Source organism: Paenibacillus gorillae (genome assembly GCF_000513275.1).
Lineage (GTDB): Bacteria > Bacillota > Bacilli > Paenibacillales > Paenibacillaceae > Pristimantibacillus > Pristimantibacillus gorillae.
In genome coordinates this window covers 1-24,209 of sequence record NZ_CBVJ010000132.1, presented here as the reverse complement: position 1 = coordinate 24,209, position 24,209 = coordinate 1, and the positions used below count along the sequence as shown (strand labels likewise).

Sequence of the window (24,209 nt, the reverse complement as noted above, 5' to 3'; positions counted from 1 at the left end):
GCGCTGCGGCAGCGGCGAGGCGCACATGCACCGCACGCGCTGCGCATCGTGCGGGCGCATGTGCGCTTACTGCTCGGCATGCCTCGGAATGGGACGCAGCCGCGAATGCGAGCTGCTAATCCTCGGCATGCCGTCGCTTCTTGGCGGCGCTGAGTCTGAGGCGCCGCAAACCAAATTGGCGTTCGCTCGTTGGGGGCTTAGCCCGGCCCAAGCGGCCGCCACCAAAACAGCGCTTCGCTTCGTCAAATCTACCCTTCATTCTTCTTCAGCGAATGTGCGCCAAAGCGAGTCACCGCCGCCAAGCTTTCTCCTGTGGGCGGTTACGGGAGCGGGAAAAACGGAAATGATCTTTCCGCTTGTGGATTCCGTTACAAGGCTTGGCGGCCAAGTGCTGATCGCTACTCCCCGGAGAGATGTGGTGCTGGAGTTGGACCCGCGCATCCGAAAGGCTTTTCCCGGAGCTAAGGTTGTCACTTTATACGGCGGCAGCGAGCAGCGCTGGGAACGGGGAGAAATTACGCTGGCTACTACACATCAGTTGATGCGATTTTATCAAAGCTTCAATCTCGTCATTATCGACGAATTGGATGCTTTTCCCTACGTCAATGATCCCGTTCTCCACTATGCGGCGGAGCGCTGCTGTTCACCCGCGGCGGTAAGGATGCTGCTTTCTGCTACCCCGCCGATGGAGCTTCAAAGGCAAGCCAGTAAGGGACGCTTGCCCCATGCCCGTGTACCGGCGCGTTATCATCGGCAGCCGCTGCCCGTCCCCAGTCTGCTTCGAACGCCAACTGTCAGGCAAATGCTTATGACGAAAAGAATAACTGCGGGTCTTCAAGCAGCCATGATGAAATCTCTACAGCGGGGCGCGCAGCTGTTTGTTTTCGTTCAGCGTATCGAGCAGACGGAGCCGATGGCGGCACTGCTGCGCAGCGTCCTGAAGCAGCCGGCCATTGGCGGGACATCCTCTAAAGATCCGCAGCGGGCGGAGAAAATTATATGTTTTCGTAACAAGGAGCTGCGCGTACTCGTTACGACTACGATTTTAGAACGGGGAGTGACAATCCCCCGCAGTGATGTGTACATACTGGATGCGGATGGCAGATTGTTCGACGAAGCTTCACTCGTTCAGATGGCGGGCCGGGCGGGGCGTTCGGCAGACGACCCGAATGGGTTCGTCTATTTTGGCGGTAAAGAGCGGACCCGATCGCAAGTTGCAGCTGTACGACATATTCAGAAAATGAATCGAATCGCCCGTGCCAACGGCTATTTAGAACAATAAGGGAGGCTGTTGCTATTTTGTCTATGAAGTGGCTTCTTCAATTTCTGCTTGACCATTCGATTCAATGGTTAGGCCCGAACGCTGTGCCCTGCACGTTTTGCGGACAAATGATCCGTGAGGGCAGTTCTCCATCACGCAATGGATTGCCTTCCGAATTGCCAAAATCATTCACAGGTTCTGTCTGTCATATCTGCCTGCATGCTATCCCGTGGCTCCTTCACCTAAAGTGCCGGATTTGTGGACGAGGAATCGTCTGCGGAGATTGCGCAAGACGAACGAATGCTTATTTTGTTGCAAATCGAAGTGCGGTTCAATATACGAGTGAAATGAGAGAATGGCTAGCCCAATACAAGTACCGGGGGAATGAGCAACTGGGGCCGCTATTGGCTGAAATGATGGTACCGGCGTATCATGCGGTGACAAAGCTTGCCGCAGCCCGCATTATCCTTCAAAATCGAACTCTCCGCATTCCGTTAAATGGAGGGGCAGCATCAACTGACAAATTCCGCTGGGATGCCGTCACGTATGTGCCGGTCAGCTCTGAACGGGCGGAGGAACGGGGGTTTAATCAGGCCGAGCGGTTTGCTGAGCGAATATCCCGTCAATTCCATATCCCTCTTATAAATATGCTATCCCGTGATCGGCACACCGAGAAGCAAAGCTTTCAATCCCGTTCCGAGCGGATGCGCAATACACAGCGCCTTTTCCGGGCGTTACCGGAGGGGTTGGATCATTTGTCACGGACAGCAATAGACCCTGCTATCGGCAATCAAGCCGCGTCTTCCCAGGCCCTGCCAGCCCCTGAGCCTCGCCAGCGCCGGCAAATCCTTCTCATTGACGACATCTATACGACTGGCAGCACCATTCAGTCTTGCTCAGAAGCGCTTCATCGCAATGCTCCCTTTCCTCTTGATATTTATGCCTTAACCTGGGCTCGCTCCTAATCGGCACTAGCATTTATAAGATTAATAGTGAAATCATTGGCACAATCCGCTAGAATAGAGGATAATTAATTGTTAACAGATGGAATTGGGGGATGTTTATAATGAATTTAGACAATTGTCCTCGCTGCGGCAGACTCTTCGCTAAAAACTTCCGTGATGTATGCCCGGCATGCATAAAAGATATTGATAAAGAATATGAGCTGTGCACGACCTACTTGAGAGAAAATAAAGGGGCTATCATTACAGAACTGTCTGAAGCGACAGGAGTGTCCATTCGGCAAATTACGAAATTCGTCCGTGAGGGCAGAATTTCGCTTGTGAATGCGCCTAATATGTCCTATCCTTGCGAAGTGTGTGGTACGCTTATTCGAGACAATCATATTTGCGATAACTGCCGAGCGCGTTTGCAGAAGGATGCAAATAAACTGAAATCGACTTTTGCGAGCAAACCAGATGATGGAAAAACCTACGAGCGCACATAGCGCTTACCGGATAAAAGATCACTAAAGCCAGTAAATAATGGCATTCTACAAATGTTCTATAAAATTTCATTTCATTCAAGCCGATAATACTTGTAAAGAGTTATCGGCTTTTTTGATGCACTGAAAAGATGAGGTGGAGAATTTGAAAATAAATGAGCCCCAGCGCATTGGCGCGTTGAACAATTACTTGAAGCAAAATGAATCCCGTGCGGCAGGCACGAGCCAAAAGCGTCAAAAGGACAACGTTCAAATTTCGGCGGAAGCGAAGGAAATGCTATCTTCGAGTCAAGCACAAGGCACGGAGCGATCCAAGCAGATCGAGCAATTAAAGCAAGAGGTTTCGTCCGGTACGTATCATGTTGAAGCGGGTAAAATAGCCGAAAAGCTAATGGCTTATTTTAAAAGCGATCCCGGCAAATAAGGAAGGATGCAGCTGACTATGTCCGTACAGCCTATTATCGAGATCCTTCAGGCGCAGCTTGCCTTGTATGGCACCCTGCTGGAAATCGAGAGATCCAAAAAACCGTTAATCATAAACAATGATTTTCTTCAGCTTAACGTGGTTACCCAAAAGGAGAAGCTTTTGGTTGCTCAGGCTGAGGAGTTGGAGCGTAACCGCAGCTTGATTACGCTGCGCTATTTCAAGGATATCGGTTTCCGGTACCGGGTGTCCTTACTTTCTGAGGTTATTAAATCGGTTAGCGAGTTGGAAACGAAGCAGCGGCTTACGCGGCTGCATGAGCAGCTAACAGATATTCTTAAGGAATTAAAACAAGTGAATGAGTTGAATCAGCAGTTGGTCCAACAATCGATCGCGTTTATTGACTTTTCCATAGATTTGATGGTAGAGGATCCAAGTGAGGATGTCGTTTACCAGCATCCGATGAACCAGCTTGGGAATTACAAGCGCAACGGATTGTTCGATTCCCGAGGATAAGAAGGAGGATTTAAGATGAGATCAACTTTCCATTCTATAGAGACTGCTAAGCGGAGCTTGTTCACACAGCAGGCCGCTCTTAATACCGTGGGCCATAATATTGCAAATGCCAATACAGAGGGATTTTCAAGACAAAAAGTAAATATGGTGGCATCCAGACCTATGGAAGCCTATGGTATGCAACGCTCGACAGCACCGGGTCAGCTCGGAACCGGGGTAGAATATACTTCCATTACACGAATCCGCAATTCCTTTCTAGATACGCAATACCGCGAACAAAATAAAGGTGTGGGCAGCTTATCGATTCAAACCGACACGCTAAGCAAGCTGGAACAGATCGTAAACGAACCATCCGATACGGGAATCAGAACCGTTCTAGAGAACTTCTGGAATGCCTGGTCTGATCTTAGTAAAGACCCGGAGAATGTTACAGGCCGCGAGATTTTAAGAGAAACCTCTAAAGCGTTGACGGATTCATTCAATGAATTGAGCAGACAGTTGTCCCAAATGAGTTCCGATCTGACAACGAATATTGAGAATAAAGCGGCTGAGGCCAATTCGCTTCTGCAAACGATATCTTCGTTGAATGACGAGATCAGAAAAATTGAGTCTATCGGTGATAACGCTAACGATTTGCGAGACCAGCGAGATCTAATGACAGATAAACTGTCTAAAATTGTAAATATTAATGTGGTTGAAGGGGCAACGGGCTATTCCATTACGATGGGGAATGTCAACCTTGTTGACGGCGGAGATGTTACTCCATTAACCTCCGGAGCTTTGGAGACAGCATTTGCAACCGGAGCGCTTACTGGCGGCGAAGTCCATGGCATGATCGTTTCACGAGATGTAAACGTAGCTGAGTTTTCTAAAAGTCTGGATGCGCTGGCGAACACGCTTGCTAACGGTGAATTTCAGGTTACAATTCCGAAGGGCTCCTTGCTGCCGGGTACAACTACTGAAACAACAGCGGATCAAATCGTTACGGTCAGAGGCATCAACGGCCTGCATAAGCTAGGCTATTCTTTAGATGGTTCAGCAGGGGAGGATTTCTTCACCTTTAAGACCGGTGCCAATGGTATTACTGCAGCTAGCATCCAGTTGAACCCGACTATAGATGGCGATTCGAATAAAATTGCGACCTCTCTGCGCGGTACAATTGATGGGGGCGGAGTAGTTACACCTATTAAAGGCAATAACGGCTTAGCCTTGATTATGGCAGAGCTTAAAGAAGTCAGTTTTACTTTTGATCAGTCGGCCAGCGGTGGCAGCATTACAAACGCTTCGGTCAATGACTTCTACAGTGCTATGGTTGGTACTCTAGGTGTTAAAAGCCAGGAGGCATCCAGACTTTATACGAATACACAAGCGCAGTTGGATCAGGTGGAAGGCAATCGTCAGTCGGTTAGCGGCGTTTCCCTTGATGAAGAAATGTCAGATTTGATTAAGTATCAGTATGGGTATAGCGCTGCTGCGCGGTTTATGACGACATTTGATGAACTGCTAGATAAGTTAATTAACGGAACCGGAACGGTCGGCAGATAATTACGCTTTTAATAGCTAAACAATGGAGGTTGTTCCTAATGTCCCTAAGAGTCACACAAGGTATGATGCATTTGCAGTTGAGCCGAAATATCAATAAAAACCTAAAGGTCATGTCGGATTTACAAAATGTTTCATCTACGGGCATGAAGCTCAACAAGCCCTCCGATGATCCGGTAGGTATTACGTACTCGCTTCGGTACCGTGCCGAACTATCGGCTAATGTACAATATCAAAAAAACGCAGATCAGGCGCTTTCTTGGCTCGACTTTTCGGATACAGTGATTAGTCAGGCAGGCGATGTCATGCAGCGTTTGAAGGAACTTGCTACGAATGCATCCAATGGGACGAATCCGCAGGAAGCATTGGATGCAATCAAAAGTGAAATCGTTGAACTGAAAAAGCAATTAGTCGACATCGGTAATAGCAAGATGAACGGAAAATATGTATTTAACGGGGAGAAGTTTGATCAAGCTCCGTATGATGATGCAACAACGCTTCTCAAAGAAACGCTAACGGACAATGGGTCCGTACGATACGCGTTGGGCGCAAATGTCACAGTCGATATAAATTTGACTGGCAATCAGGTATTTGGAAATGCAGATCTTCCTGCGGGCACAACTAACGATAACGTGTTTTCTGTTATTGATCGTATAATGGCTGCAGTAACGCCTCCTGCCAATTATAGTGCAGTATCCTCCGAGCTATCCAACATTGAAAGCAGTTATGATCGTATGCTTAATGCACGAGCTGAAATTGGGGCAAAAGTTAATAGAATCGAGTTAATGCAAGGACGTTTGGCAGATTTTGAGCTGAGTTTGACTGACCTCCAATCAAAAGTAGAAGATGCCGATTTGGAACAGGTGCTTATTGATTCCAAAACGGCTCAAACCATATACGAGGCCTCCTTGTCGGTAGGCGCAAAAGTCATCAGCAGATCACTGGTTGATTTCTTGAACTAGTGAGTGGAATAATAGAATAAAGCAAGCGGAAGCTATGGAATCGGTAACGATGCTGTAGCTTCTTGTTGTACAAGGAGAAGCTTTAAGCTTGATTCATCAAACAGAAGTGGAGCGTGAATAGAATGATCGTACAAACGACCCGATTTGGCGAACTAGAATTATTAGAAGAGCAAATTATTCTTTTCGCTGACGGAATACCGGGCTTTAAACAATACTCGAAATATATGATTGTTACGATTGAGGACAGTCCATTTGAATACCTGCAGTCAGTGGAGGATGAGGCTCTGGCGTTTATTATTACGGAACCCTTCGGCTTCTTTACTGATTACGAGTTCGATTTGCCTGAGCGGTTTCAAGTCGAAATGAATCTGAAGGACGATAAAAACGTACAAGTATTCAATATTGTAAACGTACAAGGAGATCTCATAACGGCAACTATTAACCTGGCTGCTCCCATTATTATTAATAAACAGGCTGGGGTAGGCATGCAGTACATTTTGCAGGACGCTTCCTATTCGATACATCAGCCGCTGTTTGCGGCGGCGATGTCTGGAGGAGGCAAATAAGATGCTCGTTCTAACAAGAAAACGCGGAGAGTCTGTGCTTATTGGTGATAACATTGAGATTAGCATATTAGAAATAGTAGGAGACAGCATCAAGATCGGGATACAAGCACCTGGAGAAGTAGGCATCCTTCGCAAGGAACTGTATGTCTCTGTGGAAAAAATGAACCAGAATGCGCAGCAGTCAGTCATTACAGTGGACGACTTGAAAAATCAGTTTAAAAAAATCAAAAAAAATAGAAAATTGCTATAAAAGAATGGAGAGAATCTGCCGATAGTAAGTGTAGGGCAATGGAGGGGAACCAAAATTTGCTTTACCACAAGGATGTGGGACTAATTAACCATTCAGGGAGGAATTATCAATGCGTATTAACCACAACATTACTGCTTTGAACACGCACCGCAACATGTCTTTGAACAATGCTGCTGCGGGCAAATCGATGGAAAAACTTTCTTCGGGTCTTCGCATCAACCGTGCTGCTGATGATGCTGCAGGTCTTGCTGTATCCGAAAAAATGCGCGGTCAAATCCGTGGTCTTGAGCAAGCTCAAAAGAACGTACAGGACGGAGTTTCGTTCGTACAAACGGCTGAGGGCGCAATGAACGAAGTTAGCTCCATGCTTTCCCGTATGAAAGAGCTGCTTGTTCAAAAATCGACAGATACTTATTCCTCTGGCGATAAAGGCAACATCAACCTGGAGCTTAAAGAGCTGGGTGGTCAGATTGATAAAATCGTTTCTGACACTACATTCAACGGAATCAAAATTACTAGCTCTGTTTCCATCCAATCGGATGACAGCAAACAAGTAATCAAAATCGCAGGTGTTAATGCATCTGGTTTCAAAGGACTTTCGTCTGTAGGCGCTGGTACTGGTACTGGCGGATTCTCGGCTGACTTGACTAAAATCGAATCAGCTATTAAAAGTGTTTCCACAGAGCGTGCAACGCTTGGTGCGAAACAAAACCGTCTGGAGTACACTTCGAACAACTTGGGTACTACAGTTGAGAACTTGACAGCTGCTGAATCCCGTATCCGTGATACAGATATGGCAAGCGAAATGGTTAGACTTACGAAGAATAACATTCTTCTTCAAGCTTCCCAATCGATGCTGGCACAAGCCAACTCGCAGCCGCAAGGCGTTCTTTCCTTGCTTCAATAATTTGTTTCCTAAGAGAGGAGGCCTTAGATATTCTAAGGCTTCCTTTTTTATTTAGCAGTTAATATAGATGGAATTAATAATTAAATATAACCTAATGAAAATGAACGTGAAGTCCGATAATAATAAGTAGTATAAACTTTATATCGAGGTGGGAATAGAGCGATGAATATTTCATCCATAAACACCACGGGGGGCAATCTGGCAGACAAGAACCTCAGCAGCGGACCGGTGAAAGAGACAGTTGTGAACAACACCATAAATGTAGAGAATGTTCCTATGAAAGGAATCATTTCTACTACCGATGAATCAGAGAAAGTTAAGAAAACAATAGATCGTATCATGCAATCCATTCAAGGTCCAAACACTACGGTGGAACGCTCCGTTCATGAAGCAACAAATCATATTCTCTATAAAGTGAAAGACAAGGAAACAGGTGAAGTCATTCGAGAAATACCAGAAGAGAAGCTTCTTGATTTAGTTGCTAAGCAATTGGAGTTAAACGGAATCCTAATTGATGAGAAAGTATAGGAGGGGAAGTAATTTATGAGACTCTCAGGTTTTGCATCGGGTTTAGATATTGATGCTATGGTTAAAGAGTTAATGAAAGCTAAAAGATCCTCGTATGATAATATGGTGAAGAATCGTACAAAGGTAGAGTGGCAGCAAGAAGATTATCGTTCAATGAGCTCTAAAATTGTTGATTTTAGAAATAATAAGTTGAGTTCATTTAATCTTTCAAAGGCCATCGGTGCTAAAACCTCTGAGGTGAGTGGAGACACTACTGCACTAACTGTCAATTCGACAAACTCAAACGCATCAGGTACCTTAAATGTGAAGGTTGATCAAGTCGCGACAGCAGCAAATAGTATTTATAAATTTACTAATAAATTCGCTGATAACACGGAGAAGAAGCTTAGTGATTTAGGATTCACCGAGATTGGTGCGACTGGTAATGTGAGCATAAACATTAATAATGTAGATATCACCGTTTCCAAAGACGCCACATTAAGCGAATTAGCAACTGCAATTAATGCAAAAAGCGGGACGGCTAATGCTACGGCGCTCTATGATGCAAAATCAGGGCAATTTTCTATTACGGCAACTAAGACTGGTCTAACAGATGCAAGCAAATGGACTGGAATAACCGTTGCGAATATGCCAACAATGGATAATGCGAATAATAATATTCAAGTGAATGATACCAATAAAGGTGCTAACGCTATAATTTCCATTAATGGTATAGAACATGAGCAAGCCAGCAATCGCTTCGCAGTAAATGGTTTTGACTTTACAGTGAAGACTAAGACAGCAGCAAACAGTGTGACGACGATTGCGGCCGTCAAAGATACAGAGACGATTGTCAAAACCATACAGTCTTTTGTTAGCGAATATAATAGCTTAATTAGTTCAATTAATTCCGAGTTGTCGGAAACCAAGAATCGCAGCTATAAGCCGCTTACCGCGGATGAAAAGAAAGAAATGTCGGACAAAGAAGTTGAGCTTTGGGAAGAGAAGGCAAGAAGCGGAGCACTACGTAGCGATAGTACACTCACCAAATTAGTAACGGAGTTACGAGCAGCGACTAATGCGCTAGTAGGAGGAATTAAGGATGCCAGCGGACAAAATATACCTCTCGGTATTACTACAGGAAGTTACACGGAGAAGGGCAAGTTAGTACTTAATGAAGATCAACTGCGTAGTGCATTAGAATCCAATCCAGAAGCAATTACTAATCTATTCTCCAATAGTACTACAGGTGTGTTTAATAAAATGACAAAATCTGCAATGACTGCTTTGGATAGTCTTTCAAAGAGAGCAGGCACATCTCTTACCAGTACAGATACGAATGCAAGCTTTCTAGAAAATTCATTGCTAAGTGGACAAATCAAGCAGATGAAGGAAAGAGAAAGTCTTATGCTTAGACGTCTAGATATGATGGAAAAGCAATATTATAAACAGTTTTCAGGGATGGAAACAGCTATAAATAAATTCAACTCGCAATCTTCATCGTTGAACAGTCTATCGAGTTAAAGGAGTGAGACAATTTGCTTAACTCTCCATACCAAGTTTACCAGCAATCCTCCGTTCAAACTGCAACGGGCGGTAAGTTAATTGTTATGTTGTTTGAAGGAGCAATTCGCTTTACAAAGGCAGGTATTGAGGGAATTCATGAACGAAATTTTGAAAAAGGAAACACAAATTTAAAAAAAGCACAGGCTATTATTAATGAACTTATTGCTTCGTTGGATTTCCAATATGAGATTTCCAATGAATTATTTCGGATCTATGAATACATGGTCTTTCAACTTATTCAATCTAACCTTAAGAAGAATGCAAAGTTAGCTGAAGAAGTATTAGAACATTTACAAGGATTGTTGGAAACATGGAGGCAAGTTGTTAAAACTCCTGCGGGTAGTGTTCGAGTTGAGACAGGTACTATATAATGCTGAAAGAATTAACTGAGTTATACGATACTACTCTCTTAATGGTTGAACGTATAGACGAGATAGAACCGGATCAGTTGTTAATGCTGCTGGATCTTCGAAGTGATGTCATTATGAAGTTGGAACTTCAGCCTGTAATTTCGATTGCAGAGAAAGAAAGATTAACGGAAATAGGTAAATTTGACTCTCTAATCACAGGGCGCATGAATGATCTTAAAGAAGAAGCTTCTCAAGCACTTGAGAAAATTAAACAAACTCAAATACAGAAAAAAGTATATGAGCAGGCATATGATAATGCCTATGTAACCGAGAGTTATTTTTTCGACCAAAAAAATAACTGAATGAGTTGAAGAGCTGTCAGGATAGTATTACCTGTCAGCTTTTTCTTATATTATGATGATAATGATCCGATATATAAGTTATAAATGATTACGAGGGTGGTATCATGATCGTGCGGGAGCTAAGCTTAGATACAAAAGAGATAATAGAAGAGTTAAAAGTTTTTTTACCTAAACTACTGACAGCTTGTGATTCATTGTCGGATTTATTTTATGAGAAAATTAGCGAACAATCATGGGAGGTCTTCGGACAGTTCGTAGGCAGTCTTAATGACCTCTATAAAATAATGGAAATAGTAGAAAATGAATTGCAAGCAACTGAAGTTCAGTATGCCATGCATCCTTTTATTATGGAGACTATTTCAGCCTTATCGAAGAAGTATACTGTCTTAACTCAGTATGTAGAGGCAGAAGCATTTGTATCTGTTGGTGATTTAATTAAACATGAACTTGCTCCACTTTTCAAAAAAGTTATGGTTCTTCTGGGTGAAAGGAATGATATCCAAGAGCGCCGTTTCATTGAGAATTTGAACTTTTTAAAAGATACATATGCAAATGTATATGAGTTTATTAAAGATATTAAGAGGGATGAAACCAACTATCAAATTTTCCCTGCTTCAGATGGTTCAGCTAATCTTGTTATCCTAAGTAACAATTCCAATAAAACATACATGTATAGTCAGTATAATCCAAATTACGAGGCTTTCCGTTGGGCACAGTCTATTGTAGACACTACAGAAGAGACAGAGCAAATGCTCATCTACGGTTTAGGCTTCGGTTATCATTTGATTCATTTTGCACAGACACATCCTAATATGGATGTTTATCTATATGAGCCGGATGAGCAAGTACTACTTGCCGCGATGTATGTGATAGATTTGAAAACGATCTTTAGCTTAACTAGGGTTAAAATGTTTGCCGTGGGAGAGAAAGAAGAGGAAGTAGATCGTTTATTGTATTTACTCTCAGACTACTGTGATGACTCAGTACCCATTACTAGTATGCCAATCTATAATCGTCTATACGGTGATCAAAAGAAATGGTTATTCGAACGAATTGAGTCGACTATTATTAGTGATATGATGAATAAACAAACGATAAAGGGACGAGGACTGCAGCATGCTAAAAACATCCTGTATAATGTAGCAGCGAATCTATCCACCCCTTCATTAGCAGTCTTACACAATCAATTGTTTGGAAAGCCAGCAGTGATTGTCGGGGCAGGCCCTTCGTTAGAGTCAGACATTGAGTATTTAAGAACGATAAAAGAGTATGCAATCATAATCGCCGCAGGGACATCTATTCAATCCTTGCAGCATTTTGGAATTGTACCGCATATCGTTGTATCAATAGATGGTATGGATATAAACTATGAAGCCTTTAAAAAAATTAACAGAGAAGATATTATGTTGATTTACATACCTCAGGTTGAGCATAGAATTGTTGATGCCCAATACTTTAATACGATGCATGCATTTTTCGGGAATGATGAGATATCTAATTATGTTATGGGTATATCAGGAGCAGATCCCGTATTTCAAGGTACCTATTCTGTGACAGGCACAGCAATTCAGATCGCTGCCTATATGGGGTGTAAGGAGATTATACTTACTGGTCAAGATTTGTCCTACCCGACAGATAGCATGTATGCAGCAGGCACTGTTCATGTTGGTGAGGAGCAGGGCAAAACCGTGCTTGCGGAGGCAACTTATTGGGTTGAAAATGTTAATGGTTCCATGAATAAGACCAATCTAAGTATGAAGCTTACTTTAAAAAATATTGAAAGTCAGATTGCTGAACATCCTGATGTTTATTTTACAAATACATCTCAAAAGGGAGCTAAAATAAACAACACCAACTGGGAGAGCATGGAAGAAACTATAAAAAGGTTGGCCTCTCAAATGAACAGTAATGATTCTATTAATAAAATTCTTCAAAGCCAATACGAAGGCTATGATGCAGCACGAAAATCTGTCATCGAATCAAAACTCTATGAACTTCCTAGGGAAATTTCTGAATTAGAAAATCGGGTTCATTGGATTGAAAGAAAACTGGCTAAACTTCCTGAATTAAGCCGTATCAATGCAGATAAGTGCCTCAGATCAATGGCAGCAATTGAAGATGAATGGGGAGAAGTGGTAAGCAGCAATCCATTCATAAGCATTTACCAATATGTATTGAAAGTGCCAATTAGCGAGTTTGACCGTAATTTGCCCGAACTCGCAAGCGAGAAGAATATACACAAAAAAGCAAGTCTGTTTGTTCAAATACTCGGCGAACTGGTGAGAGCAATTAAAACGGCCACTCCTGAAATCAAACTTTATGTGGAAGAGGCTGTTCAACGAGTTCAAAAGCTTAGTAAAGATTAAAATAGTCTCCTTAATGGGATAAATTACAAGAGCCGTCAGTGTCGTTTCCTGACGGTTATTCTTATTTATTTGTCGTATTTATCCGATATATAAGATAAGAACTAGGGGGCACGATAATGGATCAACAACTAATTGATGTAGATAATACTATCGAGCAATTACGAATATATTTGCCAAACTTAATTGAAGCCTGTGAATTTGTTTCCGATTTAATAATTCAACCATTAAGTGAAAAGACTTGGGAGAATTTTGGTATCATTGTGGATAGCATGGATGATCTGTATAGGACGTTGAATGACCTCAACGAGAGTATGGAACAGGCTGCAGCCTTTTATGCTATACAACCTAATATTGTAAGAACGATCACTGGTTTGAGCGATCATTTTGGACAAATGAATGCTTGCATGGATAAAGAGAATTATAGAGATGCAAGTGACTCTTTAAGATATGAGTTGACACCGTTATTTCGGCAATTGGCAGCTGATTTAGGCGAGCAAAGATCAGTGCTAGAAGAGCGTTATAAGAAGAATCTTGACTTTCTGAAGTCGACTCAACCTAAATTATATGAGCAGGTTAGTTCGTTTACTAGAGAACGCAATCAGTGTCAAATTATGTATTCTAAAAATGGGCAACCAAATCTGTGTTTAATCACAGATGAAACCAATCCGCTCTATTTATATAGCCAGTATGATCCTTCTCAAGAAGTGAGATATTGGAGAGAGCAATTAGAACTAGAATCCGACAATCACTCGGATACATTTTTTTATGGTTTTGGTCTAGGCTATCATGTTGAAAGCTATGCTGAAATGTACCCAGAACATCGTTTATCTATCTATGAACCCGATGTGCAAGTACTACTCGCTTCAATGGAAGTCATTGATCTAAGTGAGGTATTCCAACGTTTGAATATCATTGATTTTGTTATTGGTACAGACAAGGAACAGAGGGATAGAATGTTCTATCGATTCCTTAAGCAGATGAAGGGAGAACCGGAACTGCTTGCCCTGCCTATTTACGATAAAGTCAAAGGTTTGAACAAAGAGCAATTTAGTAAAGATGCGGCAACCGCTATAATGAACTATAAAAGTGCGGTTAGCATGAATGATAAATATGGCGTGCAATGGGTTGAAAACAGTATGTATAACTTGGCCAAAGTTCTAAAGACGCCATCTATTTTAGGTTTGAGAAATAAACTTGAAGGCAAGAAGGCTGTAATTGTAGGGGCAGGGCCATCTCTAGAAGCGGACATTAAAAGCTTACGAAGACTCAAAAACCATGCATTTATAATAGCAGCTGGCTCAACGATCCAATCCCTGTTGCATTACGGCATTGTGCCTCATTTAATTGTATCTATTGATGGGGCTGAGGCTAACTATAAGGTTTTTAAAGATTTAGATATTAAAGGAATCCCAATGCTATACGCCCCGATGATTCAATATCGTATTATCGACAGCAAAAGTGATCATCTGTTTCATGTGCGTTTGAACAATGATGCAACACTTAATCAGTTGATGGATGTAACGAATGAAGAGCCTGTCTTTCAATCTAACCTTTCGGTAACCGGAACGGCGATCCAAGCGGCGATATATATGGGATGCAAAGAAATTATTTTTACAGGCCAGGATTTATCTTATCCTGGTGAGCTTATGTATGCATCCGGAGCCAAACATGTTGATAGACAGCAAAATGATTTGACGATCCAGGGTGCTGAACGATTGGTAGAGAATGTTCGTGGAACAATGAATCGTACAACCGATGCCATGATGCTGACTTTGGCGGATATTGAGGAGCTCTTAGAAAATAATTCTGATATTCATTTTATTAATACGACTCAAATGGGAGCGGTAATTAAACATACAGTGTCACAGTCCATGGAAGAGATCCTGAGGCATTTAGAGGACAATAGTCGTCTGGATGAGGATTTCTTCTTAAAGGAAATGGATCATTTAAAGCCATATGATGCCGAACGGATTAACAAAATAGAATCCATTATTATGCAATTGCCAGAAGAAATGCTTCTAATTGAGGAGCGTTTAACGAGGGTGAACCTTAAAATCAGTAAATTATCGGAGCTTAGTCGCGTTAACCCGAGAAAATGCGCAGACTTCTTCACAGCAATAGATGCAGAGTGGAAATTAATTATTAATAGCTGGCCATTCAAGGCGATTTATATTACAGTTTGCAGAAATGCTGTTATTGAATTTGAACGTAATTTTTCGGAGTTTGTGAAGCAAACGAATTTAATTAAAAAAGCAGCACTAGCTGTTGAAGTTATGCAGCCATTAGTGAGGCAAATGTTAGAGAAATCGACTGAATTGAAGCTGATCGTGAATGAGACAAAGAGAAGGGTGGAGGAGAGATCATTATGAGTAATTATCGCAAAGTGCTTGTTACTGGAGCAGATGGTTTCATTGGCTCCCATCTAACGGAAGAGTTGATTCGTCGAGGATATGATGTTCGTGCTTTTACCTTGTACAACTCTTTTAATACGTTGGGCTGGCTTGATCAATGTGCAGAAGATGTACGGGGGAAATTTGAAGTGTTTACGGGGGACATTCGGGATCCCTATGGCGTTAAAAAAGCACTGGAGGGCTGTGATGCCGTTCTCCATCTAGCTGCATTAATTGCAATTCCATACTCCTATCATTCTCCGGAAACCTACGTAGATACCAATATGAAGGGAACGCTTAATGTCCTGCAGGCTGCCCGGGAGTTAAATATTTCTAAAGTTATACATACATCAACCAGCGAGGTGTATGGGACTGCACGATTTGTTCCGATTACCGAGGAGCATCCCTTGCAAGGGCAATCACCTTATTCAGCTACTAAAATCGGAGCCGATCAATTGGCGATGTCATTCTATCGTTCGTTCCAGATGCCGGTAGGCATTATTCGCCCTTTCAATACTTATGGACCGCGTCAGTCCGCCAGAGCGGTAATCCCGACAATCATTACGCAAATTGCAGCGGGACAGAGGCAGATCAAATTAGGGGCTACGCTTCCAACGAGAGATTTTAACTATGTGAAAGATACTGTTTCAGGGTTTATAAGTATGTTGGAATCCCCAAATAGTATAGGTGAAGAAATAAATATAGGAAGCAACTATGAAATTTCTATCGGAGATACTGCTACGCTTATTAGTGAAGTCATGAATAAGAACATTGATATTGTAAGTGATGAAATTCGTCTTCGTCCTGAGAACAGTGAAGTAGAGCGTCTATGGGCTGATAATACTAAAGCGAAGCGATTATTGGACTGGGAACCAGCTTACGGCGGATTAGATGGTTTCAGGAGAGGGCTGCAAGAAACGGTGAAGTGGTTTACTAACCCGGAAAACTTGAGTAAGTATAAAGCGGATCAATACAATCTGTAATGATTATGGACGGAGGTAGTAGTGAGATGAATAATAAGCATCTGTCCTTGCGGATTGTTGAAGCATTCCGGCAAGTGTTGCCCGCCGATAAATCATCGTTTGTCCCTTTGCATGAGCCTGCCTTCAAAGGTAGAGAGTGGGATTATGTGAAAGAATGCTTAGATACCGGATGGGTATCTTCTGTAGGTAAATATGTAGATCGATTCGAACGGGATCTTGCGGACTACACAGGCTCCCCTTTTGCTATAGCAGTAGTAAACGGTACGGCAGCCTTGCATATCAGCCTATTGATAGCTGGTATTCAGGCTGGAGATGAAGTGCTTATTCCTTCTCTAACATTCGTAGCAACCGCTAATGCAGTATCTTATATCGGTGCTACTCCTCATTTCGTGGATGTAGCTAGAGATACAATGGGACTGGACCCTTATAAATTAGAGGCCTACTTAAGGGATATCGTACATGTACAAAGCAATGGGCAATCTTTTAATCGTATAACAGGCAGGCGGATAGCTGCGGTAGTGCCGATGCATACTTTTGGACACTCGGTCGAACTGGATTATCTTGTAGAGGTATGTGAACGATTTGGCTTGACCATTGTCGAAGATGCTGCGGAATCACTGGGAACCTTCTATAAAGGCAGGCATACGGGGACATACGGGAAGCTAGCTGCAATAAGCTTTAATGGTAATAAAATTATTACTACTGGTGGCGGCGGGGCAATTTTAACTGCGGATGAGAACATCGCCAAACAGGTTAAGCATATGACGACAACCGCGAAGAAACCACATCGCTGGGCATATGACCATGATCAGATTGGATACAATTACAGGCTGCCTAATATTAATGCTGCATTAGGCTGTGCTCAACTTGAGCAACTGCCTGAGATGTTACATAAGAAGAGACAGCTTGCGTATCGATACGAGGCGATATTTGCTCAAGTAGAAGGTGTGGAGTGGTTTAAAGAGAAGGAAGACGGCTCAAGTAATTATTGGTTAAATGCACTATTGCTTGAGAAGCCGGATGAACAACTAAGAAACAGCATTTTGGACTTCACGAATGATAACGGGTTTATGACTCGTCCTATATGGACACCAATGCATCGTATGGCTATATATGATCACTGCCCTCGAATGGATTTAAGTGTGACTGAGGAATTAGAGCTTCGAGTCATTAATATTCCTAGCGGCTCGGATCTCTTTCATAACTGAGTAACGGACAGGAGGACAGATATGCGGAAGATATGTGTTGTAACCGGATCACGAGCGGAATATGGCTTGTTGTCGCCCCTCTTGCAGGAGGTTAAAGCCGATCCTGAGTTGACACTGCAATTGGTTGTCACAGGTATGCATCTATCGCCAGAGTTTGGCTTAACGTATCAAGAAATTGTGAATGATGGTTTCGAAATAAATGACAAGGTTGAAATGCTCCTATCAAGTGATACTGCAATTGGTATTACGAAATCGATGGGACTGGGGTTGATTGGTTTTGCAGACGTATTTGAGCGCTTAAATCCGGATATTGTGGTCCTTCTGGGCGATCGATATGAAATTATGGCAGCGGCGCAGGCAGCGATGATTGCGAAAATCCCAATTGCTCATTTGCACGGAGGGGAAAGTACGGAAGGCGCTGTAGATGAAGCAATTAGACATTCTGTTTCAAAGATGTCTCACCTTCATTTTGTATCTACTGAAATTTATCGCAATCGAGTTATTCAATTAGGAGAGCAGCCTGACAGAGTATTTAATGTGGGGGCGATCGGCTTAGATAATATTCGCAGCTTGAACTTGCTCTCCAGGGAAAAATTCGAAGAGTCTATTAATTTTAAGCTCGGCCATGTTAATTTCTTGGTTACCTATCACCCGTTAACGCTTGGCCAACGCAGCTCGGAGGAGCTGACGCTGGAACTATTGAAAGCACTGGATCATTTTAAACATGTGAATATCATTTTTACTAAGCCAAATGCTGATGCTGATGGTCGTGTTATTAGTCAACTGATTGATACATATGTGCATGCGAATCCAGAACGAACAGTAACTTTTACTTCATTGGGCAAATTGAGGTACCTAAGTGCATTGAAATATGTGGATGTTGTAATAGGAAATTCATCGAGCGGTATTATTGAAGTTCCAATGTTCCAACTACCGACCGTAGATATTGGCACTCGGCAGAAGGGAAGAATAAAAGGCTCTACTGTCATTGAAACAGCCGAACAAAGTGATGCCATTATTCATTCTATTAACCAAGCGCTCGATCCTAATTTTCTAGAGTCAAACGTTAGGAAGTCTTCTCCTATTTATGGAGATGGAATGACGGCGCCACGAATCATGAAATGTCTTAAAGAACTCAACCTTGAGGGGATACTATATAAACGGTTTTACGATTTAGAACATTGAATAGGAAAGAAGGGAGGCAATCAAATGAGCGTATATATAATTGCAGAAGCGGGTGTGAATCACAACGGTTCACTTCAATTGGCCAAGGAGCTTGTTCATGCAGCGGCAAAAGCGGGAGCCGATGCTGTGAAATTTCAAACTTTTCAAGCCAGTAAATTAGTAAGCAAGCATGCGGCTAAAGCGGACTATCAGAAGAAAACAACGGATGCGGCAGAATCACAGCTTGAAATGATCCGTAAGTTGGAATTATCTCCAGCAGATCATCTTGAATTAATGAATGAATGCCGCGCGGCAGGAATCGAATTCCTGTCGACGCCATTTGATTTTCCTAGTTTGGAGTTGTTAACGAATGAATTGAAGCTTCAAACTTTGAAAATATCCTCTGGTGATATAACGAACTTGCCACTGTTATACCGTGCAGGCCGAAGTGGAGCCAATATTATACTTTCTAGCGGGATTTCTACACTTGGTGATGTCGAAGAGGCTCTGGGTGCGCTGGCCTTTGCATTTAGCGCGAATAATGAGGAACCAAGTCTGGGGGCCTTTAGAAGAGCCTATTTTTCTGAAGAAGGACAGGCTAGGTTGAAACAGAAGGTGGCCCTCCTGCATTGCACCACAAATTATCCAACTGATTTTCAAGACGTTCATTTACAAAAAATGCTCACATTACGACAAGCTTTTGGCCTTCAAACAGGCTATTCGGATCATACGACCGGAACAGAGATTTCCGTAGCGGCAGTAGCGTTAGGCGCACAAATTATAGAGAAGCATTTCACATTGGACAAACTAATGGAAGGACCGGATCATCAAGCATCTATGGAACCGGATGAGTTAACTTTGCTCATTAGTCAAATTCGTCATGTGGAGACTGCACTTGGCATGCCTACTAAAATTCCTGCTGCATCAGAACTTGTTAATGCCGCTCCAGCACGCAAGAGCGTCGTAGCCGCAAAGCCTATTGCCAAGGGTGAAACAATGTCCGAGAGTAATCTTACTTTAAAGAGACCAGGTACGGGGTTACCACCTTCGATGTATTGGAATCTCTTAGGCAAGCCAGCTTCGAAAGAATATGATACGGATGATTTAATTGAATGAATAATAAACCGATAATAATATTAGGCGGCGGTGGACATGCCAAGGTATGTATCGATTTGTTAATGCGTCAAAAAGCTAACATCATTGGCTATACAGCATTGCAGTCTAATGGATTGTTATTCGGAACTATACCGCATTTAGGTGATGACACTGTAGTTGACTCCTATAACAATGAGGAAGCTTTGTTGGTTAATGGGGTGGGGATGGTAGGGGATTCCCAATTCAGAAGCAGTCTATTTGAAAGGTTTCGCTCAAAGCACTATGCATTCGCAACGCTGGTTCATGACTCAGCTGTCGTCTCCCATATGACAGAGATTGAGGAAGGGGCGCAGATTATGGCAGGTGCTGTTATTCAGGCAGGAAGCATCGTCGGCAAGAATACGATTATTAACACAAGAGCGGTTATTGATCATGATTGCCGTATTGGAGACCATTCTCATGTTTCACCTGGAGCTGTGCTTTGCGGACAAGTAACTGTTGGTCAAAATACGCATATTGGTGCCGGCGCAACAATTATTCAACACTTATCAATCGGCAGTCATGTTATAGTTGGCGCCGGTTCATTAGTTCGAAAGCCAGTGCCGGATCGATTAACGGTATATGGAATACCGGCAGAGGAGGCATACAAATGAAACATATTGACCGACTTCTTATTTCGCCAACCTCGACTATTCTTGAGGCGCTACAAATTATTGATGAAGGACATGTTCAAATTGCGCTTGTTACTGATTCCGAGCAACGATTGGTTGGAACTGTGACAGATGGTGATATTCGAAGGGGAATATTGCGCGGAGTAGATTTAAACAGTGAAGTGAAGTTTATTATGAAGACGGATCCCGTGACCTCTCGTGAGGAAGATAGCAAAGAAATAATTTTTGCAAAAATGAAAAACTATAATCTCAAACAAATACCTATTATTAATCGGCAAGGCTTAATTGTTAGGCTTGACTTGTTAGATGAAATTATAAAACATGATCGTTGTAATAATTGGGTCGTTATCATGGCCGGCGGTTTGGGAACTAGACTTGGAGAATTAACGCGGGATTGTCCTAAACCTCTCCTTAAGGTTGGAACTAAGCCAATTCTTGAAGTAATTCTTGAAAACTTTATTTCAAATGGATTCCATCGTTTTATCATTTCGGTTAATTATAAGGCTGAGATGATTATGGATTACTTTGGAGACGGATTGAAGTGGGGAGTAGAGATTATTTACCTTCAAGAGAATAAGCGTCTTGGTACTGCAGGTGCCTTGAGTCTTCTTCCGTTTACTCCGGATGCACCCATTATTGTGATGAATGGTGATTTGCTAACGAAGGTTAATTTTAAACAACTGCTTGATTTTCATACGGATACGAAGGCGAATGCGACGATGTGTGTAAGAGAATATGAATTTCAAGTGCCATATGGTGTTGTGAAGGTGGACAACCATCACCTTCGAAGTATCGAAGAAAAGCCACTTCAACGCTTTTTTATAAGCGGGGGGATTTATGTTATTTCTCCAGAAGTACTGCAATACATACCAGAAAACACGTTCTATGACATGCCTTCTTTGTTTGACGAATTGCTGAAACGAAATGCACCTACCTCTGCTTTCCCTATTAGGGAATATTGGATGGATATTGGAAGAATAGACGATTTCGAACGGGCAAATACAGAGTATCTAGAAGGAATTGTATAATTATGATCAATGACAAGAGGGTATTGGCCATAATTCCCGCTAGGGGAGGTTCTAAAGGTGTACCCGGTAAAAATATTCGGATGCTTAATGGAAAACCGCTTATTGCATGGACGATAGAGGAGGCTAATAAATCTAAATATATAGATAGAGCTATTGTTTCCTCAGATGATGATGCAATTATAAAAACCGCTCTAGAGTACGGGGGGGATGTTCCTTTCAAAAGACCAGAGTACTTGGCTCAAGATGGCACATCTGGCTTGTTACCTGTCGTTCATGCCATTGAAGAACTGCCTGGCTATGATTATGTGGTTCTCTTGCAGCCCACTTCCCCGTTAAGGGACAATAAAGATATTGATGCTTGTATTGAATTATGTGTAAAGTCTAATGCCTTTGCAGTCTCAATAACGGAACCGGATAAAAGTCCATATTGGATGTTCCAACGCGGGACTGAGGAGCAGTTAGTGCCGTTAATCAAAGAAGCTAATGCAACACGCAGGCAGGATCTGCCTAAAGTATTTGTGTTAAATGGGGCTGTATATGTTGCGAGCGTCGAACAATTTATAGAAACAAAGACTTTCTTAACGGAGCATACGGTTGGTTATGTCATGCCGAAAGAGAGATCCATAGATATTGATACTGTAATGGATTTTCAGTTGTGTGAGTGGCTGTTAGAGACAAGATAAAGGGCCAAAAAGTCAATCATAGACTGAATGAATTCGCTTACAAGAAAATGTTGACAATATTGTGTCCTGGGTGTTATATTCGATATGTGGGCCTTACCTTTAAACGCCTCACAGTAATTGATGATGAAGGGACTGTTTATGTATGCAGGGTAAAGTTAAATGGTTTAACGCAGAGAAAGGCTATGGGTTCATTGAAACTGAGCAAGGCGGCGACGTATTTGTTCATTTCTCTGCAATCCAATCCGAAGGTTTCAAAACACTTGAAGAAGGCCAATCGGTGGAATTCGATATTGTTGAAGGCGCTCGCGGTCCACAAGCTGCAAACGTAATTAAACTGTAATCTTCAGGCTTTCATAGCCACCTTATAGATGGTGATAACTGTCTAACTTTAAGCTCCGGGCAACCGGAGCTTTTTATGTTTTTTTGGATGTGAGTGGCTCAATATCGAAAACTAGCAGAATATTATTATTGTCCCACCATACTATTTCTGTTATCGAATGCATTCCTAGCAAGAGTAAATATTCGCAGTAAATCTTCTATTGAATTTTTGAAGTGATAGTTCTGGGTTACACGTCTCTTCATTTCTGTACTTACAATGTTAAAGTAAGCGTTATCTGTGTAAAGCCGATGTAATTCCTGTTCATATGTTTCTATATCCTTACAAGCAAAATTTGCACCGACTACTGCGCCAATATCACTCTTGTTGTATAGCGTTACAATCGGCAGAGACTGGTTCATAGCCATGTAACCGCTAAATCCACCAGCCTGTCTAAAAGGATTGATATATATATTACATATATTATAAAGCGCAGGTAGATCGGATATATAATCCATCATGATGATCTGATTATTGTTTATTAATGTATTATATTTATTGTGAATATATTTATGCTTTGCTGAGCCCACCAATAACCATTTAACATTCGGAGTGTTATTAATAAACTTACAAATCAAATCAATAAAAGATTCGCTCATTTCCGCATCTAGACGATTTCCGACTGTAACCATAACGTAATCCGTTTGAGAAAGTTTATAATCTATTCTTGAGAGTGCTTGTACAGGTTTTGGGAAAGACAACCCCATCATATGTTTATGGTAATTTACATTATCAATAGCGTATTGACTGTATTCTTTTAAAATGACTTCTTTTTCATAACCCCCGATATATACATCAGCATTTGAAGGATTAGCTGCTCCTCCCACTGTATAGTTAATGATGGGGAGCATTTTTCCTAAATATGCTGCAATAAAGCTATAATCGGAACCAATAACCAAGAGTAAATCCGGTTGAAAGTCCACAACAGTATTGATGTCTTCTTGTATTCTAAATTCTCTTTCTTTGGAGACATCGGAATAATAGATATTTGGTTCCATATTCAGAAATTCTGCATGTAGTGGTTTACACGTTCTGGAAACAGCAGAACTATAACAGGACGGGAAAGCGACTTCATTAGTGCTATAATGAAAATGATCCTCTGTAAAAACCTTCACTTCATACTCGGGGGCGTAGGCTATAAAACTCTTCAAATAGTTTAAAGTCAACATAGTAGGAGCATGATTAGGACTAAGCATCTGACCGGCTACTATTGCGATTCGTTTGGGATTTCTTTGGAAAGATTTAATGTCAACTTTAGAGCTGTAATAATCAGTGATATTCTCAAAAACTAACTGACGATCACTATATAGTTGTGGATAACTTACAGTTTTGTTGTGACTTAAATAAAAAAGTGAATTCATTAATAAAGGATAATGGTATTGAATCCATTGTTTATCTGCGATTAATTGATTCATTATCTCCTCTAATAAATTATTTTTTGTATTTAATAAGGCCACTAAAGAAATAAAAATATCTTTTCAAGAAAATCAATAGAGTTACTCGTAATATGACTCATCAATCGATCATATATCTTTTGTTGGATATCATGATCCCATGTACTAATTTGATGAAATATATTAGTTAGAGT

25 protein-coding genes are annotated in these 24,209 nt (G+C 41.8%); 24 read left to right on the top strand and 1 reads right to left on the bottom strand.

Going from position 1 to position 24,209, the window contains the following annotated elements:
- The 24 genes from TY10_RS25405 to TY10_RS25290 form a co-directional block, all read left to right on the top strand.
- Positions 1-1,282, top strand: a 1,282-nt coding sequence (locus TY10_RS25405; protein ID WP_042170094.1) for an ATP-dependent helicase ComFA, incomplete at its 5' end; no start/stop codon positions are given.
- Positions 1,283-1,299: 17 nt separating this feature from the next.
- Positions 1,300-2,226, top strand: a complete 927-nt coding sequence (locus TY10_RS25400) for a ComF family protein (protein WP_162160689.1) — start codon at positions 1,300-1,302, stop codon at positions 2,224-2,226.
- A 101-nt stretch (positions 2,227-2,327) separates the two neighbouring features.
- Complete coding sequence (locus tag TY10_RS25395) at positions 2,328-2,708, top strand: TIGR03826 family flagellar region protein (protein ID WP_042170090.1); 381 nt, start codon at positions 2,328-2,330, stop codon at positions 2,706-2,708.
- A 142-nt stretch (positions 2,709-2,850) separates the two neighbouring features.
- The gene (flgM, locus tag TY10_RS25390; protein WP_042170087.1) at positions 2,851-3,129 is read left to right on the top strand and encodes a flagellar biosynthesis anti-sigma factor FlgM; all 279 of its coding nucleotides are present in this window, start codon (positions 2,851-2,853) and stop codon (positions 3,127-3,129) included.
- 18 nt (positions 3,130-3,147) lie between these two features.
- Entirely contained in the window at positions 3,148-3,645 is a 498-nt protein-coding gene (locus TY10_RS25385) for a flagellar protein FlgN (protein WP_042170085.1), read from the top strand.
- A gap of 15 nt (positions 3,646-3,660) precedes the next feature.
- Positions 3,661-5,190: a flagellar hook-associated protein FlgK gene (flgK, locus tag TY10_RS25380; protein WP_042170083.1), complete on the top strand. Its 1,530-nt coding sequence runs from the start codon at positions 3,661-3,663 to the stop codon at positions 5,188-5,190.
- Positions 5,191-5,228: 38 nt separating this feature from the next.
- Positions 5,229-6,149 carry a flagellar hook-associated protein FlgL gene (gene flgL / locus TY10_RS25375; protein ID WP_042170080.1) on the top strand — a complete coding sequence of 307 codons (921 nt, stop codon included), beginning with the start codon at positions 5,229-5,231 and terminating at the stop codon, positions 6,147-6,149.
- 122 nt (positions 6,150-6,271) lie between these two features.
- Entirely contained in the window at positions 6,272-6,715 is a 444-nt protein-coding gene (gene fliW, locus TY10_RS25370; RefSeq protein ID WP_042170077.1) for a flagellar assembly protein FliW, read from the top strand.
- Position 6,716: 1 nt separating this feature from the next.
- Positions 6,717-6,965, top strand: coding sequence for a carbon storage regulator CsrA (gene csrA, locus TY10_RS25365; RefSeq protein ID WP_042170073.1), 249 nt, complete (start codon positions 6,717-6,719; stop codon positions 6,963-6,965).
- 109 nt (positions 6,966-7,074) lie between these two features.
- Positions 7,075-7,872, top strand: coding sequence for a flagellin N-terminal helical domain-containing protein (locus tag TY10_RS25360; RefSeq protein WP_042170070.1), 798 nt, complete (start codon positions 7,075-7,077; stop codon positions 7,870-7,872).
- A 162-nt stretch (positions 7,873-8,034) separates the two neighbouring features.
- Positions 8,035-8,400, top strand: coding sequence for a flagellar protein FlaG (locus tag TY10_RS25355; RefSeq protein ID WP_042170068.1), 366 nt, complete (start codon positions 8,035-8,037; stop codon positions 8,398-8,400).
- A 15-nt stretch (positions 8,401-8,415) separates the two neighbouring features.
- Complete coding sequence (gene fliD / locus TY10_RS25350) at positions 8,416-9,903, top strand: flagellar filament capping protein FliD (protein ID WP_042170065.1); 1,488 nt, start codon at positions 8,416-8,418, stop codon at positions 9,901-9,903.
- Positions 9,904-9,917: 14 nt separating this feature from the next.
- A complete protein-coding gene (fliS, locus tag TY10_RS25345; RefSeq protein WP_042170063.1) occupies positions 9,918-10,316 on the top strand; it encodes a flagellar export chaperone FliS in 399 nt (132 codons plus the stop codon).
- Positions 10,316-10,657, top strand: a complete 342-nt coding sequence (locus TY10_RS25340; protein WP_042170059.1) for a hypothetical protein — start codon at positions 10,316-10,318, stop codon at positions 10,655-10,657. Before fliS ends, TY10_RS25340 begins: the two co-directional genes overlap by 1 nt.
- A 104-nt stretch (positions 10,658-10,761) precedes the next feature.
- Complete coding sequence (locus TY10_RS25335) at positions 10,762-13,023, top strand: motility associated factor glycosyltransferase family protein (protein ID WP_042170056.1); 2,262 nt, start codon at positions 10,762-10,764, stop codon at positions 13,021-13,023.
- Positions 13,024-13,139: 116 nt separating this feature from the next.
- Positions 13,140-15,392 (top strand): motility associated factor glycosyltransferase family protein, encoded by a 2,253-nt coding sequence (locus TY10_RS25330; RefSeq protein WP_042170055.1) that lies wholly within the window; start codon positions 13,140-13,142, stop codon positions 15,390-15,392.
- Positions 15,389-16,396, top strand: a complete 1,008-nt coding sequence (locus tag TY10_RS25325; RefSeq protein WP_042170052.1) for an NAD-dependent 4,6-dehydratase LegB — start codon at positions 15,389-15,391, stop codon at positions 16,394-16,396. The genes TY10_RS25330 and TY10_RS25325 overlap by 4 nt, the downstream gene beginning before the upstream one ends.
- Positions 16,397-16,422: 26 nt before the next feature.
- Complete coding sequence (locus TY10_RS25320; RefSeq protein ID WP_042170049.1) at positions 16,423-17,604, top strand: LegC family aminotransferase; 1,182 nt, start codon at positions 16,423-16,425, stop codon at positions 17,602-17,604.
- A 21-nt stretch (positions 17,605-17,625) separates the two neighbouring features.
- On the top strand, positions 17,626-18,789 hold the full coding sequence (neuC, locus tag TY10_RS25315; protein ID WP_042170047.1) for a UDP-N-acetylglucosamine 2-epimerase: 1,164 nt from the start codon (positions 17,626-17,628) through the stop codon (positions 18,787-18,789).
- A 24-nt stretch (positions 18,790-18,813) separates the two neighbouring features.
- Complete coding sequence (gene neuB / locus TY10_RS25310; protein ID WP_042170045.1) at positions 18,814-19,884, top strand: N-acetylneuraminate synthase; 1,071 nt, start codon at positions 18,814-18,816, stop codon at positions 19,882-19,884.
- Positions 19,881-20,516, top strand: a complete 636-nt coding sequence (locus TY10_RS25305; RefSeq protein WP_042170041.1) for an acetyltransferase — start codon at positions 19,881-19,883, stop codon at positions 20,514-20,516. The genes neuB and TY10_RS25305 overlap by 4 nt, the downstream gene beginning before the upstream one ends.
- Positions 20,513-21,562, top strand: coding sequence for a nucleotidyltransferase family protein (locus tag TY10_RS25300; protein WP_042170037.1), 1,050 nt, complete (start codon positions 20,513-20,515; stop codon positions 21,560-21,562). Before TY10_RS25305 ends, TY10_RS25300 begins: the two co-directional genes overlap by 4 nt.
- A gap of 2 nt (positions 21,563-21,564) precedes the next feature.
- Positions 21,565-22,245 (top strand): acylneuraminate cytidylyltransferase family protein, encoded by a 681-nt coding sequence (locus TY10_RS25295; RefSeq protein WP_042170034.1) that lies wholly within the window; start codon positions 21,565-21,567, stop codon positions 22,243-22,245.
- A 142-nt stretch (positions 22,246-22,387) separates the two neighbouring features.
- Entirely contained in the window at positions 22,388-22,585 is a 198-nt protein-coding gene (locus tag TY10_RS25290) for a cold-shock protein (protein WP_042170033.1), read from the top strand.
- A 125-nt stretch (positions 22,586-22,710) separates the two neighbouring features.
- On the opposite strand, the gene TY10_RS25285 is transcribed toward TY10_RS25290, so the two are convergent.
- Positions 22,711-24,036, bottom strand: coding sequence for a glycosyltransferase family 4 protein (locus TY10_RS25285; RefSeq protein WP_042170031.1), 1,326 nt, complete (start codon positions 24,034-24,036; stop codon positions 22,711-22,713).
- Positions 24,037-24,209: the final 173 nt, after the last annotated feature.

What these genes read in the sequence shown, in the direction of transcription:
- TY10_RS25395 (WP_042170090.1), top strand. Translation starts at nt 2,328, where the DNA reads ATGAATTTAGACAATTGTCCTCGCTGCGGCAGACTCTTCGCTAAAAAC.
- TY10_RS25385 (WP_042170085.1), top strand. Translation starts at nt 3,148, where the DNA reads ATGTCCGTACAGCCTATTATCGAGATCCTTCAGGCGCAGCTTGCCTTG.
- flgK (WP_042170083.1), top strand. Translation starts at nt 3,661, where the DNA reads ATGAGATCAACTTTCCATTCTATAGAGACTGCTAAGCGGAGCTTGTTC.
- flgL (WP_042170080.1), top strand. Translation starts at nt 5,229, where the DNA reads ATGTCCCTAAGAGTCACACAAGGTATGATGCATTTGCAGTTGAGCCGA.
- fliW (WP_042170077.1), top strand. Translation starts at nt 6,272, where the DNA reads ATGATCGTACAAACGACCCGATTTGGCGAACTAGAATTATTAGAAGAG.
- csrA (WP_042170073.1), top strand. Translation starts at nt 6,717, where the DNA reads ATGCTCGTTCTAACAAGAAAACGCGGAGAGTCTGTGCTTATTGGTGAT.
- TY10_RS25360 (WP_042170070.1), top strand. Translation starts at nt 7,075, where the DNA reads ATGCGTATTAACCACAACATTACTGCTTTGAACACGCACCGCAACATG.
- TY10_RS25355 (WP_042170068.1), top strand. Translation starts at nt 8,035, where the DNA reads ATGAATATTTCATCCATAAACACCACGGGGGGCAATCTGGCAGACAAG.
- fliD (WP_042170065.1), top strand. Translation starts at nt 8,416, where the DNA reads ATGAGACTCTCAGGTTTTGCATCGGGTTTAGATATTGATGCTATGGTT.
- TY10_RS25340 (WP_042170059.1), top strand. Translation starts at nt 10,316, where the DNA reads ATGCTGAAAGAATTAACTGAGTTATACGATACTACTCTCTTAATGGTT.
- TY10_RS25335 (WP_042170056.1), top strand. Translation starts at nt 10,762, where the DNA reads ATGATCGTGCGGGAGCTAAGCTTAGATACAAAAGAGATAATAGAAGAG.
- TY10_RS25330 (WP_042170055.1), top strand. Translation starts at nt 13,140, where the DNA reads ATGGATCAACAACTAATTGATGTAGATAATACTATCGAGCAATTACGA.
- TY10_RS25325 (WP_042170052.1), top strand. Translation starts at nt 15,389, where the DNA reads ATGAGTAATTATCGCAAAGTGCTTGTTACTGGAGCAGATGGTTTCATT.
- TY10_RS25320 (WP_042170049.1), top strand. Translation starts at nt 16,423, where the DNA reads ATGAATAATAAGCATCTGTCCTTGCGGATTGTTGAAGCATTCCGGCAA.
- neuC (WP_042170047.1), top strand. Translation starts at nt 17,626, where the DNA reads ATGCGGAAGATATGTGTTGTAACCGGATCACGAGCGGAATATGGCTTG.
- neuB (WP_042170045.1), top strand. Translation starts at nt 18,814, where the DNA reads ATGAGCGTATATATAATTGCAGAAGCGGGTGTGAATCACAACGGTTCA.
- TY10_RS25305 (WP_042170041.1), top strand. Translation starts at nt 19,881, where the DNA reads ATGAATAATAAACCGATAATAATATTAGGCGGCGGTGGACATGCCAAG.
- TY10_RS25300 (WP_042170037.1), top strand. Translation starts at nt 20,513, where the DNA reads ATGAAACATATTGACCGACTTCTTATTTCGCCAACCTCGACTATTCTT.
- TY10_RS25295 (WP_042170034.1), top strand. Translation starts at nt 21,565, where the DNA reads ATGATCAATGACAAGAGGGTATTGGCCATAATTCCCGCTAGGGGAGGT.
- TY10_RS25290 (WP_042170033.1), top strand. Translation starts at nt 22,388, where the DNA reads ATGCAGGGTAAAGTTAAATGGTTTAACGCAGAGAAAGGCTATGGGTTC.
- TY10_RS25285 (WP_042170031.1), bottom strand. Translation starts at nt 24,036, where the DNA reads ATGAATCAATTAATCGCAGATAAACAATGGATTCAATACCATTATCCT.